At 50.6% G+C, this 21,654-nt stretch carries 22 protein-coding genes, 1 tRNA gene and 1 CRISPR repeat array; of the genes, 9 read left to right on the top strand and 14 right to left on the bottom strand.

From position 1 onward, the window contains the following. Positions 1-7 precede the first annotated feature (7 nt). From FEK47_RS07550 to FEK47_RS07520, 7 genes are all read right to left on the bottom strand, one after another. Positions 8-208 (bottom strand): hypothetical protein, encoded by a 201-nt coding sequence (locus FEK47_RS07550; RefSeq protein ID WP_135486403.1) that lies wholly within the window; start codon positions 206-208, stop codon positions 8-10. Beyond that, complete coding sequence (locus FEK47_RS07545) at positions 205-408, bottom strand: hypothetical protein (protein ID WP_000985158.1); 204 nt, start codon at positions 406-408, stop codon at positions 205-207. The genes FEK47_RS07550 and FEK47_RS07545 overlap by 4 nt, the downstream gene beginning before the upstream one ends. A gap of 24 nt (positions 409-432) precedes the next feature. After that, positions 433-843, bottom strand: a complete 411-nt coding sequence (locus FEK47_RS07540; protein WP_135486404.1) for a hypothetical protein — start codon at positions 841-843, stop codon at positions 433-435. A gap of 93 nt (positions 844-936) precedes the next feature. Next, positions 937-1,050, bottom strand: coding sequence for a hypothetical protein (locus FEK47_RS07535; protein ID WP_135486405.1), 114 nt, complete (start codon positions 1,048-1,050; stop codon positions 937-939). Continuing rightward, positions 1,047-1,289, bottom strand: coding sequence for a DUF4754 family protein (locus FEK47_RS07530; protein ID WP_000514277.1), 243 nt, complete (start codon positions 1,287-1,289; stop codon positions 1,047-1,049). The genes FEK47_RS07535 and FEK47_RS07530 overlap by 4 nt, the downstream gene beginning before the upstream one ends. An 11-nt stretch (positions 1,290-1,300) precedes the next feature. Next, entirely contained in the window at positions 1,301-1,579 is a 279-nt protein-coding gene (locus tag FEK47_RS07525; protein ID WP_135486406.1) for a hypothetical protein, read from the bottom strand. A 10-nt stretch (positions 1,580-1,589) separates the two neighbouring features. Beyond that, positions 1,590-1,940, bottom strand: coding sequence for a DUF4761 family protein (locus FEK47_RS07520; RefSeq protein WP_135486407.1), 351 nt, complete (start codon positions 1,938-1,940; stop codon positions 1,590-1,592). A gap of 142 nt (positions 1,941-2,082) precedes the next feature. On the opposite strand from FEK47_RS07520, the gene FEK47_RS07515 reads away from it, so the two are divergent. Further along, complete coding sequence (locus FEK47_RS07515; protein ID WP_057698146.1) at positions 2,083-2,265, top strand: hypothetical protein; 183 nt, start codon at positions 2,083-2,085, stop codon at positions 2,263-2,265. Here FEK47_RS07515 and FEK47_RS07510 read toward each other — a convergent pair whose 3' ends face one another. Together FEK47_RS07510 and FEK47_RS07505 are read right to left on the bottom strand one after the other, a co-directional pair. After that, the gene (locus FEK47_RS07510; RefSeq protein ID WP_240727701.1) at positions 2,266-2,676 is read right to left on the bottom strand and encodes a hypothetical protein; all 411 of its coding nucleotides are present in this window, start codon (positions 2,674-2,676) and stop codon (positions 2,266-2,268) included. It abuts the gene before it with no gap. 81 nt (positions 2,677-2,757) lie between these two features. Further along, positions 2,758-3,285: a transcriptional regulator gene (locus FEK47_RS07505; protein ID WP_135486408.1), complete on the bottom strand. Its 528-nt coding sequence runs from the start codon at positions 3,283-3,285 to the stop codon at positions 2,758-2,760. Positions 3,286-3,388: 103 nt separating this feature from the next. Here FEK47_RS07505 and FEK47_RS07500 point away from each other — a divergent pair, with 103 nt between their 5' ends. Then, a complete protein-coding gene (locus tag FEK47_RS07500; protein WP_000247830.1) occupies positions 3,389-3,730 on the top strand; it encodes a helix-turn-helix transcriptional regulator in 342 nt (113 codons plus the stop codon). A gap of 69 nt (positions 3,731-3,799) precedes the next feature. Next, complete coding sequence (locus FEK47_RS07495) at positions 3,800-4,792, top strand: tyrosine-type recombinase/integrase (protein ID WP_134317094.1); 993 nt, start codon at positions 3,800-3,802, stop codon at positions 4,790-4,792. A 125-nt stretch (positions 4,793-4,917) separates the two neighbouring features. Here the strand turns inward: FEK47_RS07495 and serS are convergent, their stop codons facing one another. From serS to lrp, 5 genes are all read right to left on the bottom strand, one after another. Beyond that, on the bottom strand, positions 4,918-6,210 hold the full coding sequence (gene serS / locus FEK47_RS07490; protein WP_135486409.1) for a serine--tRNA ligase: 1,293 nt from the start codon (positions 6,208-6,210) through the stop codon (positions 4,918-4,920). A gap of 90 nt (positions 6,211-6,300) precedes the next feature. Further along, on the bottom strand, positions 6,301-7,644 hold the full coding sequence (gene rarA, locus FEK47_RS07485; protein ID WP_130205287.1) for a replication-associated recombination protein RarA: 1,344 nt from the start codon (positions 7,642-7,644) through the stop codon (positions 6,301-6,303). Positions 7,645-7,654: 10 nt separating this feature from the next. Beyond that, on the bottom strand, positions 7,655-8,266 hold the full coding sequence (gene lolA, locus FEK47_RS07480) for an outer membrane lipoprotein chaperone LolA (protein ID WP_001295343.1): 612 nt from the start codon (positions 8,264-8,266) through the stop codon (positions 7,655-7,657). A 158-nt stretch (positions 8,267-8,424) separates the two neighbouring features. Next, a complete protein-coding gene (ftsK, locus tag FEK47_RS07475; protein ID WP_138183154.1) occupies positions 8,425-12,450 on the bottom strand; it encodes a DNA translocase FtsK in 4,026 nt (1,341 codons plus the stop codon). 134 nt (positions 12,451-12,584) lie between these two features. Next, positions 12,585-13,079, bottom strand: coding sequence for a leucine-responsive transcriptional regulator Lrp (gene lrp / locus FEK47_RS07470; protein WP_000228473.1), 495 nt, complete (start codon positions 13,077-13,079; stop codon positions 12,585-12,587). Between the two features lie 555 nt (positions 13,080-13,634). Here lrp and trxB point away from each other — a divergent pair. The 6 genes from trxB to FEK47_RS07440 all read left to right on the top strand — a co-directional run bounded on the left by trxB (position 13,635) and on the right by FEK47_RS07440 (position 21,534). Beyond that, positions 13,635-14,600: a thioredoxin-disulfide reductase gene (gene trxB, locus FEK47_RS07465; RefSeq protein WP_130205283.1), complete on the top strand. Its 966-nt coding sequence runs from the start codon at positions 13,635-13,637 to the stop codon at positions 14,598-14,600. A 122-nt stretch (positions 14,601-14,722) separates the two neighbouring features. Continuing rightward, the gene (cydD, locus tag FEK47_RS07460) at positions 14,723-16,489 is read left to right on the top strand and encodes a cysteine/glutathione ABC transporter permease/ATP-binding protein CydD (protein ID WP_138183153.1); all 1,767 of its coding nucleotides are present in this window, start codon (positions 14,723-14,725) and stop codon (positions 16,487-16,489) included. Beyond that, complete coding sequence (gene cydC, locus FEK47_RS07455) at positions 16,490-18,211, top strand: cysteine/glutathione ABC transporter ATP-binding protein/permease CydC (RefSeq protein WP_135486411.1); 1,722 nt, start codon at positions 16,490-16,492, stop codon at positions 18,209-18,211. A gap of 44 nt (positions 18,212-18,255) precedes the next feature. Continuing rightward, positions 18,256-18,960, top strand: coding sequence for a leucyl/phenylalanyl-tRNA--protein transferase (gene aat, locus FEK47_RS07450; RefSeq protein WP_130205277.1), 705 nt, complete (start codon positions 18,256-18,258; stop codon positions 18,958-18,960). A 284-nt stretch (positions 18,961-19,244) separates the two neighbouring features. Beyond that, complete coding sequence (infA, locus tag FEK47_RS07445) at positions 19,245-19,463, top strand: translation initiation factor IF-1 (RefSeq protein ID WP_001040187.1); 219 nt, start codon at positions 19,245-19,247, stop codon at positions 19,461-19,463. A gap of 111 nt (positions 19,464-19,574) precedes the next feature. Beyond that, positions 19,575-21,104: a CRISPR direct-repeat array (repeat unit 28 nt; unit sequence TTTCTAAGCTGCCTGTACGGCAGTGAAC). A gap of 342 nt (positions 21,105-21,446) precedes the next feature. After that, positions 21,447-21,534, top strand: a tRNA-Ser gene (locus FEK47_RS07440). Positions 21,535-21,654 lie beyond the last annotated feature (120 nt).

The raw sequence follows: 21,654 nt of genomic DNA, 5'->3' as shown, positions 1-21,654 counted from the left end.
TGGTCCCTTACTGGTTAAGGAAAAAGTCAAAAACGTTATCAATGCGCATCATGAGTTCGCGCTGCATCGCTTCTGGTGTTTCCGGTTCGCCAGGCGACCCCAGCGTTGCGCAGAAATCAGCGATCTCGTGTTGAATGAGTTCTTTCAGCGTCGGTAAGGAATTCATGTGTGTGCGGCGATGCCTGCGTGTGATTCGCCTTCTGCTCATTTGCGCTGCTCCTGTACCTGTCGGATAAGGTTTACCCGCGCCACATTAGTGGCGCAGAAGTAAGTGCCGTCAGTGAGGTAGATGTGGTGTGCATCCTTTTCCGAGCGATGTTTGTCGATAGTGGTAATCAGGCGTTCATCGACCTCGTATTCGCGCCCTCTGGAGGTAAAGCGAACGACGGGAAAATGCTTAATTGCCATTGCGCCCCCTTTTGTCCAGTAACCCTATGCGTTAAATACGGCACGTTGCGCGTCATCAATGAATACAGCTTGAGAGCGTTCTATCAGGCGGAGATTTGTCAGAAGCTCTGATTCCCTTATGGGGTGAGGAGTGATCAGGTATTTATCCTGTAATTCGGCGATAATGGTGTATCGCTGTAGCTCCGAGCCAATTGTGTAAATAAGGCGTCCGATGTTCGATAAATCCAGCCCGGCGACTGGTTGTGCTTTGAGAACCGCCAGTTCAGCACCCTGTTTTGCGATAATTTCGGCTGCTTCTGCCGTTACTCTTGCGACTATCAATGTGTGGGTTGCGACGTCCATGTGAGCATTGGCCACGGCTTTTTTCGCTACTTCGTTTTCTGTCTTTGAAATTTCTTTCAGTGCTCTGATAATACCTTCTTCTTTTGCGTGCATTTTTGTATCTCCGTTATTTACTTGTGCGAATACCTCCGCGAATGCGGATGGTTTTTACGTTTTCTTATTTAATCTGGTGTTTTGTTTGTGCTGTTACTTCCCAGTGAAAAAACGCTCAATCTTTTTCACTGAATGAATAATTCGCATAATGCCGATTGCGCAAAGCACCGAAATAATCAGGACAAGCCAGGACATAAATATACTCATGCAATATTCCCCAGTTTATACGGTTCAATATGCTCTCCGCATTCTGCGGCGCAGATAAGCTCTGAAAGCTCATTGAGCGCATCCAGATCATCAGCGTAAAAAGCCACGTCATACAGACTCCGGATTGCCCTGGTCAATGAGTCACGGGCTGCACGTTCAGCATGAGCGCCTGATGCACTTAAGCGAAAATAAAAACGCTCAAGTGCTTTGTTAATGAGAGTTTTATATTCTTTGCCCATCGCAACGCCTTTTAATCTGCTTTCTGGGTTTCTGCTTTTGAATCCATGCAGATAATTTCGATGTATGGTTCATCGCTATTAATCTGACGTGCCTTTTCAGCTTCGCTAATGACTTCGCGTACAGTCTGGTACGGAAGCTCCACGAACAGTTGTGCGCCGCTGTCCAAATAAATATGAGTGGTTGCGTTTTTTGTCTGGGCCACACCATTAATAGCTGATGCACGCAATAACAGTTCACCGCGAGAATCAATAAAGCGGATAAATACACCTTGAGTATGGTCTTTAGTCATAAAGCACCTGTTATAAATCAGCCTGTTTAATAAAACTCTGTCCACGCAGCAGACGATCAACCGTGCGAAGCGCTTCGTATAATGTGAAATCCTGCCCGAACTGATTGTCGCCGCTGCTCAGAGCAAAAATGCGGTTTCCGGTAAACGGATTGCGCGGGCATTTGTGGACCACGATTCCAGCCTTCTCAATCAGCCAGGTGTGCTCTCCGATTTGTTTTACAGCGTGGTCATCCGGTGTTGCGTGTGTTTCGCTCAGGCTGTAGCGAGAGCTGCTGCGTGATGCACTGGTGGCGAAACGGTTAGCGTGGCGTTCCGCCCCGTTGCGGAAGCGTTGCTGTGAAAAATTACGTCGTTGCTTCATACAAAAATATCCTGCTGCTGTTGTTAGTTTGTGCCGGGTTTTAGCCATGCCCGGCGCATGGTTTTGTGGTATTTTTCCACCGCCCGCAGTCTTGAAGGGGCTGTAAAGGGCGCGTGTTCAACCAACCACAAAGGAATAAAATATGTCCTATGATAAAAAGGTTATTGATGCGCTAAATGCGGCAATTTCTGTATTAGAGAAAGCGCCGGTTAATCCTCCTAATAAAGGAGAGCCATCAAATACCATTCGTAAGCTTATGCACGAAGTGCGTAAGCTCACGTTGGAAAAATATCCTCAGGCAAGTACATGGACTTTCCCTGAGTGATTATTTAACTCCCGTGCCGGAGATTTTCTCTGGCACATTTCCGACCTCAATAACCATGTTGTCACTGCTTAAAATTTGTCGATAAAGCTCAAAGATTTCTTTGGCGGGGAAACGGAGCGCAACGCCGTATATTGGTTCTAAAATCATTCCAATCGTTTCTTTGACACCATCTCGACAAAAATGACCGTATTCATCATCAGGATGCAGGGTAACATTTTTCAAATCTTCGCCATTCTGAAGCTTTGATTTAAATGCCATCAGGTCAGCGAACGTTCTGTGTAATTCGTGGTAGTCAATGCTGATTTCAACCTGTGGTTTGCCCGGAAAAACCAGCAAAAGCTTCTGGTGTGGCTTTTCGTTTTTCAGGGTTTCCAGTCGTTCCAGTAGTGCTTTGTCTTCGTAGTTTGTCATTTCAAAGCCCCAGCCACAGCAATCATGCGTCTCGCTATTCTTTCGGGCGAGCAAAGAATACTTCGACGCTCTTGATGTTGTTTATGATAAATCGCTCTCGTGATCTCTGCGTTTTTCCAGTTTTGAACTTCTACCCATATAAACCCGTTTTCCGTTAACGGTCTGGCAATCTTCTTTGTCGACTGGGGCGAACTTTCTTTTCTGGCGGTCATACGTCCAGTAACTTTTCCAGTTGTGCCATTCTGGGGGTTCGCACTCTGGTAGCTCATCAGCCAACTTGTCCCACTCTTTGGCGTTAAACCACCATACGCCGTCTGAGTTTTCATCTTCTGGATTAGTGCGTGTTTTATGTCCTGGCATTTGTCCGCGAGCGACGGCAGTGCGAAGTGCCAGTTTTGTTAGCCCGACATACGCAGCGCCTTTTTCTAGGGAGCAAAGCCCGGCGATTGGTCCGTCCAGCCGCAAAGTTGCCCCCTTTTTGTAGGTGCGGCTTTGCTTGCTTTCCTGATGTTCATCATCGTTGGCGGCATCAGCGGAATCGCTAATACCGTCGCTTTTCTGGGGGTGTTGGGTGTCAGATAACTCTTTATCGGCAATGATGTCCCGCATTTGTTATCCTCTTGCGTTGGTGCGCTTGTCGCGCCTTATGAATGTTTGTTTGGGTTTGTTAACTTCACCTTGTGGTGAAGTGAGAATAGAGGATACTCATCGTATGGTGAACATGTCAAGAGATTACGCCAAAAAACTAAAGGCAATCAGAAACGCGGAAAAACTTACACAATCTCAGTTTTCGCAAGTAACAGGGGTTTCTGTAGGGACTATAGGAAATTATGAGTCTGGATATAAACCTGCGCGAATTGAGGTTGTAGAAAAAGTAATCCAAGTCGAGCGATTCGAAAAATACACTATGTGGATACTTCACGACAAAACATTTCCCGCTGCCGGGCAGGTTGCCCCGGCTCTCTCTCTTGATGGCTCTATTCAGTCGGAGGGCGATCAGGTTTCAATCGGCATTACCCAAAAATCACCCCGATCAGGCCGCAATGTTGGCTGACTTTACACATTGAGCGGATTACATCTCGCAAGGAGTATTTAGTTAATTTATCCGTTGGATGGGCTAATCATGTCGATTAAGCAACTCAAAGACGGACGTTATCAGGTCGATGTCAGACCGCAGGGGGCGGAAGGAAAGCGGATTCGAAAAATCTTCGCCCTGAAATCAAAGGCTCAGGAGTTTGAGAAATATGTGTTGCAGAACTTCCATGACAAGCCATGGCAGGCTAAGCCAGCTGATCAGCGGCGATTATCAGAGCTGCTTGATGCGTGGTGGATGCTTGACGGGCGTAATCAGGCTTACGGGGATAGCTACAGGGTCAGGCTAGAGAAGGTTATTCGTGAAATGGGAGATCCTCGTGCCAGTCATATGACGCGAAAATTTATGCTCGAGTATCGGTCAGAGAAATTACAGGCCGGATTAATGCCGTCCAGCATTAATCGTGATTTATGCGTTCTGTCTACCATGTTCACGGTGCTGATTGAAGCTGAGGTCTTTCACAATGCGAACCCTGTACGCGGTATACGCAAACTGAAAGTTCAGAACACGGAAATGGCCTTTCTTTCTGATGATGAGATTGAACGGCTTCTTGAGCGACTGGAGGGGGATGCGCGTCGTGTTGCCATTCTGTGTCTTTCTACTGGTGCCCGGTGGAGTGAAGCATCGGAACTACGTGGAGAGCATATCGTTGGCAACCGGGTGACGTTTTTTAACACCAAAAACGGAAAATCCCGCTCAGTTCCTGTGGCGGATTCGGTTGTGCCTCTGATTAAAACCCGTCGGACGGGGTTGTTGTATCAGGTTAATTATCTGGAGTTCCGGGAGATTCTTCAGGAGGTGAAACCGGATTTGCCGAAGGGGCAGGCTACGCATGTCATGCGTCATACATTTGCCACACACTTTATGATGAATGGTGGAAATATTGTTACGTTACAACGAATCCTTGGGCACGCCACGATTCAGCAGACAATGACGTACGCTCATTTTTCGCCGGACTTCTTACAGGACGCGATCAACTTTAATCCGTTGGCTGAAAGTGTCCATAAACTGTCCATCGATTAGTTATAATTTGTGTTGATTTGTTCCCCCTGTTTGGGCTTATTCATTGAAAAATAAGTAAATCATCAGGGGGAGCAAGAAACCTTAAAGCGCCTGCGGGCGCTTTTTAGATTCAGAATAGTTGGATATTAGCCGATATATTCCAGTCCGTTCATATACGGGCGCAGAACTTCTGGTACTTCAATACGACCATCAGCCTGCTGATAGTTTTCCATTACCGCAACCAGCGTACGACCAACAGCCAGACCAGAACCATTCAGGGTATGAACCAGACGGGTTTTCTTGTCAGACTTACTGCGGCAACGTGCCTGCATACGACGCGCCTGGAAATCCCAGACGTTGGAGCAGGAAGAGATCTCGCGGTAGGTGTTCTGTGCCGGGATCCATACTTCCAGGTCATAAGTTTTGCAAGCGCCAAAGCCCATGTCGCCAGTACAAAGGATGATTTTGCGGTACGGCAGGCCCAGCAGTTGCAGGACTTTCTCCGCATGACCAGTCATCTCTTCAAGTGCCGCCATTGAATCTTCCGGACGCACGATCTGAACCATTTCAACTTTGTCGAACTGGTGCATACGAATCAGACCACGGGTATCACGACCATAAGAACCGGCTTCAGAACGGAAGCATGGGGTATGAGCGGTCATTTTGATCGGCAGATCATCTTCATCGATGATTTCACCGCGAACGAGGTTGGTCAGCGGAACTTCTGCAGTTGGAATCAGCGCGTAGTTACTGGTATCAGCTTCTTCTTCCAGCGGACGAGTATGGAACAGATCGCCAGCAAACTTCGGCAACTGACCCGTACCGTACAGCGTATCCTGGTTAACCAGGTACGGGACATAGTTTTCGCTATAGCCATGCTGCTCGGTGTGCAGGTCCAGCATAAACTGCGACAGTGCGCGGTGCATGCGAGCGATCTGCCCTTTCATCACCACAAAGCGCGAACCTGTCAGCTTAACCGCTGCCGCAAAGTCGAGGCCGGAGTGCATTTCACCCAGCGTCACGTGGTCACGAACTTCGAAGTCAAATTCACGCGGGGTACCCCAGCGGCTGACTTCAACGTTGTCATTTTCATCTTTACCAACCGGCACTTCATCTGCAGGCAGGTTAGGGATTGTCAGCGCGATATCGCGAATTTCAGCCTGTAAAGCATCCAGCTCGGCTTTTGCTGCATCCAGCTCTTCGCCCAGTTTGTTCACTTCCAGACGTAAAGGCTCGATATCTTCCCCGCGCGCTTTCGCCTGGCCGATGGATTTCGATCGAGAGTTACGCTCTGCTTGCAGGTTTTCCGTTTTGACCTGCAATACTTTACGACGCTCTTCAAGAGCGCTCAGCTTATCTACATCCAGCTTAAAGCCCCGGCGTGCCAGTTTTTCAGCGACTGCGTCTGGCTCATTACGCAGCAGATTGGGATCGAGCATGCTTATCCTGTGCTTATCGAATTAAATGGGAGATGTGGCCACAGCCTGCGACCACAGGGATACAGTAACAACATTACCGCAACGATAACATTAACGGTAGCGTTTTATGGGGCTATTTTGATCCTGTTCAGCCAGCCAGGCGAGCTTTTCGCCAATCTTGCCTTCAAGGCCTCTGTTTGTCGGGAAATAATAGCGCGTTTGTGCTATTTCCGGCGGGAAGTAAACCTCACCGGCAGCATAAGCGTTTGCTTCATCGTGGGCGTAACGATATTCCTGCCCGTAGCCCATTTCCTTCATCAGTTTGGTTGGCGCATTACGCAGGTGTACCGGCACGTCATAATCCGGACGTTCACGGGCATCAGCTAACGCGGCTTTAAACGCGGTGTAGACAGCGTTACTTTTTGGCGCACAAGCGAGATAAACAATCGCCTGGGCAATGGCGCGTTCACCTTCTGCCGGGCCAACGCGGGTAAAGCAATCCCAGGCAGCAATCGCCACCTGCATTGCCCGCGGATCGGCATTACCGATATCTTCTGAAGCAATCGCCAGGCAGCGACGTGCGACATATAATGGATCACCGCCCGCAGTAATAATCCGCGCATACCAGTAAAGCGCTGCATCGGGTGCGCTACCGCGTACCGATTTATGCAGCGCGGAAATCAGATCGTAAAAGCGATCACCTTTGTTATCAAAACGAGCGCTACGCTCACCAGCAATTTCGGTGAGTAACTCAGGCTTCAGGACACGTTTGCCGCTGTCATCGACTTCGGCCATATCCGCCATCATTTCCAGCGTATTTAACGCCCGGCGCGCGTCGCCATTCACCAGTTCAGCAATCGCGCGGCGTGTTTCATCTGGCAGAACAATATCCTGCCCACCGTAGCCACGGGTTTTGTCTTCCATCGCCTGAGTCAGTACTTGCTCTATATCCTCGGTGGTCAGGGATTTGAGCAAATAGACACGAGCACGGGAAAGCAGCGCCGAATTAAGCTCAAACGACGGGTTTTCAGTGGTTGCACCAATAAACGTGATGGTGCCATCTTCAATGTGCGGCAGAAACGCATCCTGTTGGCTTTTATTAAAGCGATGCACTTCATCGACAAACAAAATGGTACGGCGACCGGCATTGCGGTTTTGCCGCGCGCGCTCTATCGCTTCGCGAATTTCTTTCACGCCAGAAGTGACAGCAGAAATACGTTCCACATCAGCATTTGCATAGCGGGCGATCACTTCCGCAAGGGTAGTTTTACCGGTACCTGGCGGCCCCCAGAGGATCATGGAATGCAGATGTCCGGCTTCGATAGCCCGCGGCAACGGCTTCCCCGCAGCCAGCAAATGTTGCTGGCCAATATACTGTGCTAAATTTTCTGGCCGCATACGTGCGGCCAGAGGTTGAAAAGTATTATCCGAAAAATCGAGCGACAGATTGCTCACTCAAGTGCCTCTACTTACGTTGATCATCTACCGTTACGCCTTGCGGCGGGGTGAAGGTAAATTTCGCTGCATCCACAGCACCGTTTTGCTGGGATTTCAGCTGATAACTGCTGCGTTGATCATCCTGTTCCACCGCGCTGAATTGATGGATGGTGCCATCACGGCCCACGTTAATAGTGAACTGCTTCAGATTGCCATTGCTGGCTTTCGGCGTCAGGACAAAATCATCGCCGTTCTGTTTGATGTTGTACTGCTGCCAGTCGCTGGACTGGTTACGTGCGATCAGCATAAATGGCGTATTTCCGGTGGCATCTTTCAGCCAGGTTGCCGTAGCCTGTTCAACAAACGGGTTATAGAACCACAGTGTTTTACCATCAGAAACCAGAATGCTTTCATCAGGTTGAGTCATATGCCAGTTGAATAAGTTTGGACGTTTCACCCACAGATCGCCCTGACCTTCCTGCACCGCCGCGCCACTACCGTCAGTCACTTTTTGTGTGAAGCTGGCGTGGAAGCTGCTGACTTTATCCAGACGGCTTTTCAGATCGCTTGCGGCATCAGCCCAAACACTGGACGCCACTAAACTTGAGAGTAATGCACAGGTGATGGCAATTTTTTTCATCATTGTTCCTCAAATTACGTCACTCCCGATCGGGAGTTCCCTCTACTCTCTATTCCAGGCTAATAATCAGCTTGAGGAAAGAAGAAAATACTGAATTTTCAGTTGATAGAGTGCCGGATGCGACACTATCGCGTCTTATCCGGCCTACGATGCACTAATTAGTCAAACGGTGGCGGGGCCAGCACTTCACGATTACCGTTGTGTCCCTGCTCGCTGACGATCCCTTGCGCTTCCATCTGTTCAACAATGCGTGCAGCACGGTTGTAACCGATGCGGAACTGACGCTGAACACCAGAAATAGACGCTTTGCGTTTTTCAGTGACAAACGCCACCGCCTGATCGAACAGCGGATCCAGTTCTTCAGCACCGTCGAAACCACCAGCTCCGCCTTCGCTTTCGCTGTCGGAGGTGATGCCATCTACATACTGCGGACGACCACGCGCTTTCCAGTCCTGCACCACAGCATGAACTTCCTGATCGCGAACAAAAGCACCATGGACACGTACCGGCATGGTTGAGTTCGGCCCGGAGTAAAGCATATCCCCCATACCAAGCAGTGATTCCGCGCCAGCCTGATCAAGAATGGTACGTGAGTCGATCTTGCTGGATACAGTAAAGGCGATACGGGTTGGAATGTTCGCTTTAATCAGCCCCGTAATAACATCCACCGAAGGGCGCTGCGTTGCCAGCACGAGGTGAATACCTGCGGCACGGGCTTTTTGCGCCAGACGCGCAATCAACTCTTCCACTTTTTTACCTACCGTCATCATCAGGTCGGCAAATTCATCCACCAGCACTACAATGTACGGCTCTTTTTTCAGCACTGGATGCTGGGCATCCATACTGTCACCTGGCTTCCAGTACGGGTCTGGAATCGGACGCATCATTCGGTCCGCTTCAGCAATTTTTTCGTTATACCCCGCCAGATTACGCACTCCCAGTGCCGACATCAGCTTATAACGGCGTTCCATTTCATTTACGCACCAGCGCAGAGCGTTGGCAGCATCTTTCATGTCGGTAACGACTTCCGTTAACAGATGCGGGATGCCTTCATAAACCGAAAGCTCCAGCATTTTCGGGTCGATCATAATGAAACGAACATCTTCCGGCTGCGCTTTATAGAGCATGCTCAGGATCATGGCGTTTACTCCCACCGACTTACCGGAACCAGTGGTCCCCGCAACCAGCAAGTGAGGCATTTTAGCCAGATCGGCTACGACCGGATCGCCTGCGATATCTTTACCCAAAACAATCGTCAGCGGCGATGGGTTATCACGGAACTTCGCGTTATCCAGCACTTCGCGCAGATAAACGGTTTGTCGTTTTTTGTTCGGCAACTCCAGACCTACGTAAGGTTTGCCAGGAATGACTTCAACCACGCGCACCGCCACGGTCGACAATGAACGGGCAAGGTCGCGTGACAGGTTAGAAATACGTGCTGCTTTTACGCCCGGCGCCAGGTTCAACTCAAAACGGGTGATTACAGGCCCTGGTGAATAATTAACCACATCAGCTTTAATGCGGAAATCGGCCAGTCGTGCTTCTACCAGACGCGCCATTTGCTCAAGCGCAAAGGTATCTACTGGCTCAACTTCGCTTGGCGGTGGTGTCAGCAAATCCAGCGAGGGTAGTGGCGTCGTTGGTTTATGCAACGGACGGCTATCACCGTTGCGCATTAACAACGGATGAAGCAGGGTATCCTGCGGCTGTGGCGCTACCGGTTGCTGCGGCTGTTGATACTGCGGCTGCGGCGCTACTGGCTGCTGCGGCTGTTGATACTGCGGCTGCGGCGCCACCGGTTGTTGCGGCTGCTGATATTGCTGCTGCGGCGCTACCGGTTGCTGTGGCTGCTGATACTGCTGCTGCGGCGCCACCGGTTGTTGCGGCTGCTGATACTGCTGCTGCGGCGCTACCGGTTGCTGCGGTTCAACAATGGGCGTAAACAGTGGCTCGTGTGGGCCATCATCCACCAACGCTTTCATCGGTGAAAATTCAAAATCATTCAGCGAGAATGGATTTGCTCCCGCAGGTTGTTCACCGGAATAGCGTTGCTGTTGAGTCTGGGCAAACTGACGAGCCAGTTCAGCCTCTGCCGCTGCATCTTCATCTTCAGGGTTAACTGGCGCATCATGCTGATACTGTTCACCATAGCGTTGCTGCTGTGCCTGGGCAAACTGACGTGCCAACTCATCTTGCTGCATCGCATCGATTTCATCATCGTTATACTGATCGCCAGAATCGTATTGATTGCGCTGCGCTTCGCGAGCTTTCTCTTCGGCGGCTCGTTGTGAAGGTAGTTTAATGCCATACGATGCCAGTTCACGACGAGTCGGAACACGAATACGCTTTGGTCGTGGCAACTGCGGGCCTATCCCCTCTTTCACTTGTGGTCGAGGTCCACCGCTATTTGCCAGGCTAAAAACAGGTGCAGCAACCGTTGCGGCGGCCCCCGTCGCCAGAGTCGCTTTCTTCACGCCCGATGCCAGCGGCGAAACAGCAGCCGCGGCTTCTACCGGAGGGACTGCAGCAGCAGTCGGCGATGACTGAACAGATCTAGCTGACTGAACAGGTCTAACAGGCTCAGGTTCTTTAACTGGTTCAGGAATAGGCTGATACCAGGCGGCGAGCTGTTCACGTTCGCGCGCACGCTTCTCTTCAACTTCTTCAAAATAGTAAAGCGGCGGACGCGCAGGTTTTGTTTCTTCAGCAACCGGTTCAGGCTCCACAACAGGCGACTGCTCAACCGGGTGCGGCTGTTGACGCAACGTCTCCTGAACGGCTGGCTGCTGGTAATTTTGCTCAGGCTGGTATGTAGACTGCGCCGCAAAAGTGGATTGTGTCCCCTCGGCTTGCCACGCGTTATCAGCCACTGGCTGTTCAGGCACTGGTGCGTAATATGGTTGTTGAACAGGTTGTTCCGCAGTAGGCGCATAATATGGCTGCTGAACCGGCTGTTCAGGCACTGGTGCGTAATAGGGTTGTTGAACAGGTTGTTCCGCAGCTGGCGCATAATATGGCTGCTGCGACTGCACAGGTTGTTGCGGATAACCTTCCGGCGCTGGGGCAATGACCGGCTCGCCCGTTTGCGGTCCTGGCGCATGCTGCCAGGCAACAGCAGGTTGAGCAGGTGGAACATCAACCGACGCAACAGGCGGCGTCTGAGTAACAGGTTCAACCGGAGCAGCCCAGCTTTGCGTCGCCGTGGTAGCAGCAGCAGCTGCAGCAACAGATTCGGTAATTGGTGCACCGTTTAATAATGGATCGTATTCGTCATATTCTGGCTGCGTTGCACGGTTGCCCGAAAAGAGGACATCATCAGGATCAGCGGCTACGCCGCGCGCAGTGTAGGTAATGTCGTCTTCATCATCCATCCGCTTACCGGAGAACAATGCAGCGTCTGTTTGCCGCCCCATCGGATTGATGAACTTTTCCGCCAGACGTTTACGACGCGCTAACGCGCCACGAAGAATACGAGCACGGCGCGATTCATGCTGTTTGCCGTTTTTCTCGTCTTCATACTCTTCGTCGTCTTCATACTCTTCTTCATCAACCCAGGTATCATCGCGACGAGTGCGGTTACTGGCGAAAGTGAGGATGTTTAAAATCCAGCCCCCCAGTTTTTCGGCAATGGTCACCCAGGACCAGCCGGTAAACAGCGTCAGGCCAGCCGCCCAAACACAGAGCAGCGCAATGGTCCCACCACTGCTGTGCAACAGCGGCTGCAGCGTAGTGCTTAATAAACTACCGATTACACCACCGGAGGCAAAATACCAGATGTCGTCCGCGTTGATTGCCGCAAGGCCACAGGACGTAAGGATAAGCGCCAGCACGCCAATAATTCTTAGCGAAACGGCGAAATAGTCAACGTACTCATCGCTGGACTGATGACGCCAGGCAAACCAACAGCCGCCAACAATAATGACCGGGATGGTGTAAGCCATCACGCCAAAAATGAAGAACAGCGTATCTGCCAGCCACGCGCCAGGCGTCCCGCCTAAATTATGGATAGGCTCATGCCAGGCCGTTTGCGACCAGCTGGGGTCCGAAGGGTTAAAGCTTAATAAGGCTGCCATCAACCAGACGGCAAACAGGACAATAAGAATCAGCAACGCCTCCAGAAGTCGGCGCCCGCTGCTTAACTTTGTCAATGTGACTTCTTTGTCTTCAGTGTATTCCTGGCTCAAGAAAGGCTCTCCAGGTTACAGGCTTTTCCTGCCCGATGCTAAAACGGACAACAGCACCAGGTTACCCCAGTACTGTTGCTGTATGGATTAACAGGAGTGTAATCAAAATACGCTTATTTTGCACCTGTTCCGTGTTAGCGCGTCTTAATAACCAGACGATTACTCTGCTTGACTTCTTCCATAACAACATATGTCCGTGTGTCATTGACGCCAGGCAGACGCAGCAGGGTTTCCCCTAGCAGCTTACGATAAGCTGACATATCCGGCACGCGTGTTTTCAACAGGTAGTCGAAATCACCGGATACTAAATGACACTCCTGAATTTCTTCAAGTTTTTGCACAGCAGTATTGAATTGTTCAAACACATCCGGAGCGCCACGATTCAGAGTAATCTCAACGAATACCAGAAGTGATGCATCCAGATAATGCGGGTTCAACAGCGCCGTATAGCCCTGAATAAACCCTTGTCTTTCCAGCCGACGCACACGCTCAAGGCACGGCGTTGGGGAAAGTCCCACACGTTTAGAAAGCTCGACGTTAGAAATACGCCCATCCTTTTGCAACTCATTAAGAATGTTACGATCGATACGGTCGAGATCTTTGCCAGGGCGCTTCTTGCTATCTACCATTATTATTGTCTCTCTGTATTCCTTCCCTACTCCTGTCTGACCCTGAAGACATCACTGTTCAGAGTCGCTACCTGTCACGATAGACCGAAATCATTAAGATTCACGGCTCGCAATGCCTGGGTCTACGGTGAGAAGACCGTTGCCTTGAGGCAGCTATCGACATCACGAATGGCGTCTGTCCACGCCATGCGTAGATTTCACTAGCACGGTAAACATGGTATTTACATGCATGATTATGCGCACATAACAATACTGTTTTTTTCTTCCTCGAATGTTTTCGCAAAACACCAGGTGATTGTCAAAGCAAAACATCGTTTTTTAGTACAACATGCCAGTTATTCATTAACAGTGACGTTTAATCATCATTTAATCGGCTTATAAACCGGAAAAATTAAGTAGCAGACGTGATAATGACGGGAGAATGACAGGAGAATTTGACACGATTATCGCTTTTGACGATTGCACAAATCGTTAACAAAATCGTCATACTCTTTTTTTACGTCTGTAAATTCCCTACAATCCTGCCCATTGTCTGCCAACAACTATGGGGATCTCATGGGCACGACCAAACACAGTAAACTGCTTATCCTGGGCTCAGGCCCGGCGGGATATACCGCTGCTGTCTACGCGGCACGCGCCAACCTGCAACCGGTGCTGATTACCGGCATGGAAAAAGGCGGCCAGCTGACGACGACCACTGAAGTAGAAAACTGGCCAGGAGATCCAAATGATCTGACCGGCCCGTTGCTCATGGAACGCATGCATGAACATGCTACCAAGTTTGAAACTGAAATTATTTTTGACCACATCAATAAAGTGGATTTGCAGAATCGTCCGTTCCGCCTGACTGGCGATAACGGCGAATATACCTGCGATGCGCTGATTATTGCCACCGGGGCTTCTGCACGCTATCTCGGCCTGCCCTCTGAAGAGGCTTTTAAAGGCCGTGGGGTTTCTGCCTGTGCAACCTGCGATGGATTTTTCTATCGCAATCAGAAAGTGGCGGTCATCGGCGGTGGCAATACCGCAGTTGAAGAGGCGCTGTATCTGTCTAACATCGCTTCCGAAGTACATTTGATCCACCGCCGCGATGGTTTCCGTGCGGAAAAAATCCTCATTAAGCGTCTTATGGACAAAGTGGAGAACGGCAACATCATTCTGCACACCAACCGTACGCTGGAAGAAGTGATCGGCGATCAGATGGGCGTCACTGGCGTTCGTCTGCGCGATACGCAAAACAGCGATAATATCGAGTCTCTCGACGTTGCTGGTCTGTTTGTTGCTATCGGTCACAGTCCGAACACGGCTATTTTTGAAGGACAACTGGAACTGGAAAACGGCTACATCAAAGTGCAGTCGGGTATTCATGGTAATGCCACCCAGACCAGCATTCCGGGCGTCTTTGCCGCAGGTGACGTGATGGATCATATTTATCGCCAGGCCATTACTTCTGCCGGTACAGGCTGCATGGCAGCACTTGATGCGGAACGCTACCTCGACGGTTTAGCTGACGCAAAATAATTTTACAAATCAGTAACAAAAGTAAAGAAGGCGACACCATGCGACTATGGGTCGCCTTTATTTTTTCCCCGTTGTAACATTGCTCTGCAAATAATTCTGATAACTCACCTGCTAAGCGTGCAATGAATAAATCCCGTCAAAAAGAGTTAACCCGCTGGTTAAAACAGCAAAGCGTCATCTCCCAACGTTGGCTGAATATTTCTCGTCTGCTGGGCTTTGTGAGCGGCATATTAATAATTGCCCAGGCCTGGTTTATGGCGCGAATTCTGCAACATATGATCATGGAGAACATCCCCCGAGAAGCCTTGCTGCTTCCCTTTACCTTGCTGGTGATGACCTTTGTGCTGCGTGCATGGGTGGTCTGGTTACGCGAACGGGTGGGCTATCACGCCGGGCAACATATTCGTTTTGCCATCCGCCGCCAGGTTCTTGACCGTTTGCAGCAGGCGGGGCCTGCCTGGATTCAGGGCAAACCTGCGGGGAGCTGGGCGACGCTGGTGCTCGAGCAAATTGACGATATGCATGATTACTACGCTCGCTACCTACCGCAAATGGCGCTGGCAGTCTCAGTGCCACTACTGATTGTCGTCGCAATTTTCCCTTCTAACTGGGCCGCGGCACTTATTTTACTCGGCACTGCACCGTTAATTCCGTTGTTTATGGCTTTAGTTGGGATGGGTGCTGCCGATGCTAACCGACGCAACTTTCTCGCGCTTGCTCGCTTAAGCGGGCATTTTCTCGATCGTCTGCGCGGCATGGAAACCCTGCGTATTTTTGGTCGTGGCGAGGCTGAAATTGAAAGTATCCGTTCGGCTTCGGAAGATTTTCGCCAACGGACCATGGAAGTATTACGCCTGGCGTTTTTATCCTCCGGTATTCTTGAATTCTTTACCTCGCTGTCGATTGCCCTGGTCGCGGTGTACTTTGGTTTCTCTTATCTTGGTGAGCTGGATTTCGGTCACTACAGCACGGGCGTGACGTTGGCTGCGGGCTTCCTTGCGTTGATCCTCGCCCCCGAGTTTTTCCAGCCGTTACGTGATCTCGGCACGTTTTATCATGCCAAAGCCCAGGCTGTTGGCGCGGCTGACAGCCTGAAAACATTTATGGAAACACCGCTCGCCCATCCACAGCGTGGTGACGTTGAGTTAACGTCTACCGAACCAGTGACCATTGAAGCCAAAGATCTGTTTATCACATCGCCTGAAGGTAAAACACTGGCTGGCCCGCTGAACTTTACACTACCTGCAGGCAAACGTGCGGTACTGGTGGGACGAAGCGGATCCGGGAAAAGTTCACTATTAAATGCGCTTTCCGGTTTTCTCTCTTATCAAGGCTCGCTGCAGATCAACGGCATTGAATTGCGGGATTTATCCCCGGAATCATGGCGAAAACATCTCTCATGGGTTGGCCAAAATCCGCAATTACCCGCGGTAACAGTACGAGACAATGTGCTGCTGGCACGACCTGATGCCAGCGAGCAAGAGTTACAAATGGCCCTGGATAACGCCTGGGTCAGTGAGTTTCTGCCGCTCCTGCCGCAAGGCATTGATACTCCCGTGGGCGATCAGGCAGCTCGCCTTTCCGTAGGTCAGGCACAACGTGTGGCTGTAGCACGTGCATTACTTCATCCCTGCTCACTGTTATTACTGGATGAACCTGCAGCCAGCCTCGATGCACACAGCGAGCAGCGTGTGATGCAGGCGCTAAACGCTGCCTCGCAGCGCCAGACAACGCTGATGGTCACCCACCAGTTAGAAGATCTCGCCGACTGGGATGTCATTTGGGTGATGCAGGATGGCCAAATTATCGAGCAAGGTTGTTACGCTGATTTAAGCGTGGCTAACGGTCCATTCGCCACGTTGCTGGGCCACCGTCAGGAGGAGATTTAAATGCGCGCGTTACTTCCTTATCTGGCTCTATATAAGCGTCATAAGTGGATGTTAAGCCTTGGTATTGTGCTGGCAATTGTCACACTGCTCGCCAGTATCGGCTTGTTGACGCTTTCTGGTTGGTTCCTCTCCGCTTCGGCAGTGGCGGGAGTTGCAGGACTGTACAGCTTTAACTACATGCTGCCTGCCGCAGGTGTACGTGGCGCGGCAATCACCCGCACCGCCGGGCGCTATTTTGAACGTCTGGTGAGTCATGACGCGACTTTCCGCGTGTTGCAGCATTTGCGCATTTACACCTTCAGCAAGCTGTTGCCTCTCTCCCCTGCCGGGCTGGCCCGCTATCGCCAGGGCGAATTGCTCAACCGCGTCGTCGCCGATGTTGATACGCTCGATCATCTTTACTTGCGCGTTATCTCACCGCTGGTAGGGGCTTTTGTGGTAATTATGGTGGTGACTGTCGGGTTAAGTTTTCTTGATTTCACCCTCGCCTTCACGCTGGGCGGCATTATGTTGCTGACACTTTTCCTGATGCCGCCGCTGTTTTATCGAGCGGGGAAAAGCACCGGGCAAAACCTTACCCATCTTCGCGGTCAGTATCGCCAACAGTTAACCGCCTGGCTGCAAGGGCAAGCTGAACTGACCATTTTTGGTGCCAGCGATCGTTATCGTACGCAGTTAGAGAACACCGAAATTCAGTGGCTGGAAGCGCAGCGTCGTCAGTCCGAACTGACCGCGCTCTCGCAGGCAATTATGCTGTTGATTGGCGCGCTGGCGGTGATTCTGATGCTATGGATGGCCTCCGGCGGCGTTGGCGGTAATAGCCAGCCGGGTGCGTTAATTGCGCTGTTTGTCTTCTGTGCTTTGGCTGCATTCGAAGCCCTGGCTCCGGTGACAGGTGCATTTCAGCATCTGGGGCAAGTTATTGCTTCTGCCGTGCGTATCACTGACTTAACGGACCAAAAACCAGAAGTGACCTTCCCGGATACTCAGTCCGCCGTTCCTGAGCAGGTTTCCCTAACGTTACGGGATGTTGCGTTCACTTATCCGGAACAATCCCAACAAGCGCTTAAAGGGATTTCTCTTCAGGCAAACGCCGGAGAACATATTGCGATTCTCGGGAGAACCGGATGCGGCAAATCAACGTTGTTACAACTGCTAACCCGCGCATGGGACCCGCAACAGGGTGAGATTTTGCTTAACGGCAGCCCGATCTCTGACCTGAATGAATCAACATTGCGCCAGACCATCAGCGTTGTACCGCAGCGAGTGCATCTGTTTAGCGCCACACTGCGCGATAATCTGTTACTCGCCGCACCTGGCGCTACTGATGAGACTCTTGCTGAAATTCTCCGTCGCGTCGGTCTGGAGAAACTACTCGAAGATACAGGGCTCAACAGTTGGTTGGGAGAAGGCGGACGTCAGCTTTCCGGCGGCGAACTGCGTCGTCTGGCTATCGCCCGTGCGCTATTGCACGATGCGCCGTTAGTATTGCTGGATGAACCAACCGAAGGCTTAGATGCCACGACTGAAAGTCAGATCCTCGAATTACTGGCTGAAATGATGCGTGAGAAAACGCTATTGATGGTTACACATCGGCTGCGTGGACTTTCACATTTTCAGCAAATAATAGTGATGGACAACGGGCAAATTATTGAACAAGGTACCCATGCAGAACTGCTTGCCAGACAGGGGCGTTATTACCAGTTTAAGCAGGGTTTGTAAGCTATTATTGAACGATCCGACTTGCGTAGTGGAGTTTTGCAGTCATGCGCCTGGTTCAGCTTTCTCGCCATTCAATAGCCTTCCCTTCCCCGGAAGGCGCATTACGTGAGCCTAACGGTCTGCTGGCGCTGGGAGGCGATCTTAGCCCTGCTCGGCTACTCATGGCTTATCAGCGCGGTATTTTCCCGTGGTTTTCTCCTGGCGATCCTATTCTCTGGTGGTCGCCTGATCCACGTGCGGTTTTATGGCCAGAATCACTGCATATCAGCCGCAGCATGAAACGTTTTCATAAGCGCTCTCCCTATCGCGTCACGCTGAATTACGCGTTTGGTCAGGTCATTGAAGGCTGCGCCAGCGATCGCGAAGAAGGGACCTGGATTACGCGTGACGTCGTCGAAGCCTACCATCGTCTTCACGAGTTGGGCCATGCCCATTCCATAGAAGTGTGGCGTGAAGGCGAAATTGTCGGCGGCATGTACGGCGTGGCGCAGGGAACACTGTTTTGTGGCGAGTCGATGTTCAGCCGCATGGAGAATGCCTCGAAAACGGCGCTCCTGGTTTTTTGTGACGAATTTATCCGCCACGGCGGCAAGCTTATCGACTGCCAGGTATTAAATGACCATACGGCCTCGCTTGGTGCCTGCGAAATCCCTCGCCGGGATTACCTCAATTATCTCAATCAACTGCGCCCCGAACGGTTACCAAATAATTTCTGGGTACCACGGCGATTGTTTTCACCACAAGAATGAATGTTTTCGGCACATTTCTCCCCAGAGTGTTATAATTGCGGTCGCAGAGTTGGTTATGCTCATTACTCCGCTGCCGATAAGGAATTTTTCGCGTCAGGTAACGCCCACCGTTTATCTCACCGCCCCCTTATACGTTGCGCTTATAGTGCGGCTTAGCCGTGTGTTTTCGGAGTTATGTGCCAAACCTGTTTGTTGCGAATTAGCGCACAAATCTTTACTTATTTACAGAACTTCGGCATTATCTTGCCGGTTCAAATTACGGTAGTGATACCCCAGAGGATTAGATGGCCAAAGAAGACAATATTGAAATGCAAGGTACCGTTCTTGAAACGTTGCCTAATACCATGTTCCGCGTAGAGTTAGAAAACGGTCACGTGGTTACTGCACACATCTCCGGTAAAATGCGCAAAAACTACATCCGCATCCTGACGGGCGACAAAGTGACTGTTGAACTGACCCCGTACGACCTGAGCAAAGGCCGCATTGTCTTCCGTAGTCGCTGATTGTTTTACCGCCTGATGGGCGAAGAGAAAGAACGAGTAAAAGGTCGGTTTAACCGGCCTTTTTTGCGTTTGGAGTTACGGGGAATAAATACTGGAGGATGGTGTGTTAAGTTTGAAAACTGCCTGTACGGCAGAGTACGCCGGAAGCCCGAAGGGGCGAGACAGCTTGCTTCTCTAAGCTGCCTGCACGGCAGTGAACACACCAACGGCAAAATTACCGACTCAATGCCATCTCTAAGCTGCCTGTACGGCAGTGAACCGTATCATCATGGCCTCGGACCATCTGCCGAATTTCTAAGCTGCCTGTACGGCAGTGAACAGCATTCAGGAGGCAGCAAAGCAGAACCTTGTTTTCTAAGCTGCCTGTACGGCAGTGAACTAATCACCCTAGATTCCAGCGGTATACGCTATTTTCTAAGCTGCCTGTACGGCAGTGAACGCGAGGACTGGAGGAAGTCGCGACCGGCAATCTTTCTAAGCTGCCTGTACGGCAGTGAACCAGTCATACCGGAAGCACTGACCACCGCAGACTTTCTAAGCTGCCTGTACGGCAGTGAACAGCATTCAGGAGGCAGCAAAGCAGAACCTTGTTTTCTAAGCTGCCTGTACGGCAGTGAACTTTACACTGCCCGCAATGAGTTCGCTGTGCCAGTTTCTAAGCTGCCTGTACGGCAGTGAACGAATAACTGATAACGCGGCTTTCAGTGTTTCTTTTCTAAGCTGCCTGTACGGCAGTGAACCAAACCTACAAGGCCATCGTGTCGCGTCATTTTTTCTAAGCTGCCTGTACGGCAGTTAACGTGCTCGTATGTGGGATCATCAACGATGTTTATTTCTAAGCTGCCTGTACGGCAGTTAACTCTTCAGCCTGTTCTACCCGGTTGCTCATAAATTTCTAAGCTGCCTGTACGGCAGTTAACCGCCAGATAAAACACGTGGTTCTGTCCGTAAATTTCTAAGCTGCCTGTACGGCAGTGAACAATTTTGATTCTGAGGCGTATGAAGCGAATCTTTTCTAAGCTGCCTGTACGGCAGTGAACCGTCTACTCGTTCTTTTATGTCAGCCAATGCATTTCTAAGCTGCCTGTACGGCAGTGAACTTCAGATATGGCATCAAGGCGGGATACCAGTGTTTCTAAGCTGCCTGTACGGCAGTGAACGGGATAACGTCGGAAAAATGGCTGGCCTCAACTTTCTAAGCTGCCTGTACGGCAGTGAACAATGAGGTAACGATCGAGTAGCTGTGTGGGCTTTTCTAAGCTGCCTGTACGGCAGTGAACGGTTGTTGAAATTGTAGATATAAGCCAGGAGGTTTCTAAGCTGCCTGTACGGCAGTGAACGAGGTAGTGAAGCGGAGGAATAGGCATAACCTTTTCTAAGCTGCCTGTACGGCAGTGAACAAAATGAATGCTTTCTGATGGCCTTGATGGCCGTTTCTAAGCTGCCTGTACGGCAGTGAACTATCACTCAGGTTATTTGCCACCAGTCGTAACTTTCTAAGCTGCCTGTACGGCAGTGAACATTCAGGAACTGGTAACGGCGGCGCGAAATGATTTCTAAGCTGCCTGTACGGCAGTGAACAGACCAAGCGATCTGGACGCGCCGTTTGTCGTTTTCTAAGCTGCCTGTACGGCAGTGAACTGGAATAATAGCAGACTATCCGATTGATTTACTGTTAAAACTTACAAAGTCGCAGATTCAACCCCTTTTTCCAGACTTCAAAATAGCAAGAAAAAAATCAATGAGTTACATTTCAACCTAAAAAAAGGGTCAATTTGGTACTTCTTCAATCTCATATTTTATGCATAGCTTTTGATAAACAATTGAACAGAACAAATACGCTCATAATCTCCGTCACGCAAACGGCGTGTTCATTGCGTAACCAAACGAATCAATCTCTATAAATTCTTCTTGACCGTTTTACTCCAACTCCCTATAGTAGCGCCCCGTTGCCACCCATGAGGTCAGGCAGCAAAACAATTTGGTGAGGTGTCCGAGTGGCTGAAGGAGCACGCCTGGAAAGTGTGTATACGGCAACGTATCCGGGGTTCGAATCCCCGCCTCACCGCCATATTTTAAGAAGAGCTCGTACGAAAGTACGGGCTTTTTTTTCGCATGTTGCACAGCCTGGCGGGGATGAGAAGCCCGGACCCGGGTTCGACAACTGGCGACAGCCAGTTGGACAGACCGG

The sequence above is a fragment of the Escherichia sp. E3659 genome (genome assembly GCF_005781135.1).
Lineage (GTDB): Bacteria > Pseudomonadota > Gammaproteobacteria > Enterobacterales > Enterobacteriaceae > Escherichia.
Note: the sequence above shows the minus strand (reverse complement) of the source record. Positions and strands in the feature narration are given on the sequence as shown.

Coding starts and splice junctions, on each gene's coding strand:
- aat (WP_130205277.1), top strand. CDS start 18,256: ATGCGCCTGGTTCAGCTTTCTCGCCATTCAATAGCCTTCCCTTCCCCG.
- FEK47_RS07495 (WP_134317094.1), top strand. CDS start 3,800: ATGTCGATTAAGCAACTCAAAGACGGACGTTATCAGGTCGATGTCAGA.
- infA (WP_001040187.1), top strand. CDS start 19,245: ATGGCCAAAGAAGACAATATTGAAATGCAAGGTACCGTTCTTGAAACG.
- FEK47_RS07525 (WP_135486406.1), bottom strand. CDS start 1,579: ATGACTAAAGACCATACTCAAGGTGTATTTATCCGCTTTATTGATTCT.
- FEK47_RS07500 (WP_000247830.1), top strand. CDS start 3,389: ATGGTGAACATGTCAAGAGATTACGCCAAAAAACTAAAGGCAATCAGA.
- FEK47_RS07550 (WP_135486403.1), bottom strand. CDS start 208: ATGAGCAGAAGGCGAATCACACGCAGGCATCGCCGCACACACATGAAT.
- FEK47_RS07545 (WP_000985158.1), bottom strand. CDS start 408: ATGGCAATTAAGCATTTTCCCGTCGTTCGCTTTACCTCCAGAGGGCGC.
- FEK47_RS07540 (WP_135486404.1), bottom strand. CDS start 843: ATGCACGCAAAAGAAGAAGGTATTATCAGAGCACTGAAAGAAATTTCA.
- FEK47_RS07535 (WP_135486405.1), bottom strand. CDS start 1,050: ATGAGTATATTTATGTCCTGGCTTGTCCTGATTATTTCGGTGCTTTGC.
- FEK47_RS07510 (WP_240727701.1), bottom strand. CDS start 2,676: ATGACAAACTACGAAGACAAAGCACTACTGGAACGACTGGAAACCCTG.
- FEK47_RS07515 (WP_057698146.1), top strand. CDS start 2,083: ATGTCCTATGATAAAAAGGTTATTGATGCGCTAAATGCGGCAATTTCT.
- trxB (WP_130205283.1), top strand. CDS start 13,635: ATGGGCACGACCAAACACAGTAAACTGCTTATCCTGGGCTCAGGCCCG.
- cydC (WP_135486411.1), top strand. CDS start 16,490: ATGCGCGCGTTACTTCCTTATCTGGCTCTATATAAGCGTCATAAGTGG.
- FEK47_RS07520 (WP_135486407.1), bottom strand. CDS start 1,940: ATGAAGCAACGACGTAATTTTTCACAGCAACGCTTCCGCAACGGGGCG.
- lolA (WP_001295343.1), bottom strand. CDS start 8,266: ATGAAAAAAATTGCCATCACCTGTGCATTACTCTCAAGTTTAGTGGCG.
- FEK47_RS07505 (WP_135486408.1), bottom strand. CDS start 3,285: ATGCGGGACATCATTGCCGATAAAGAGTTATCTGACACCCAACACCCC.
- lrp (WP_000228473.1), bottom strand. CDS start 13,079: ATGGTAGATAGCAAGAAGCGCCCTGGCAAAGATCTCGACCGTATCGAT.
- cydD (WP_138183153.1), top strand. CDS start 14,723: ATGAATAAATCCCGTCAAAAAGAGTTAACCCGCTGGTTAAAACAGCAA.
- FEK47_RS07530 (WP_000514277.1), bottom strand. CDS start 1,289: ATGGGCAAAGAATATAAAACTCTCATTAACAAAGCACTTGAGCGTTTT.
- serS (WP_135486409.1), bottom strand. CDS start 6,210: ATGCTCGATCCCAATCTGCTGCGTAATGAGCCAGACGCAGTCGCTGAA.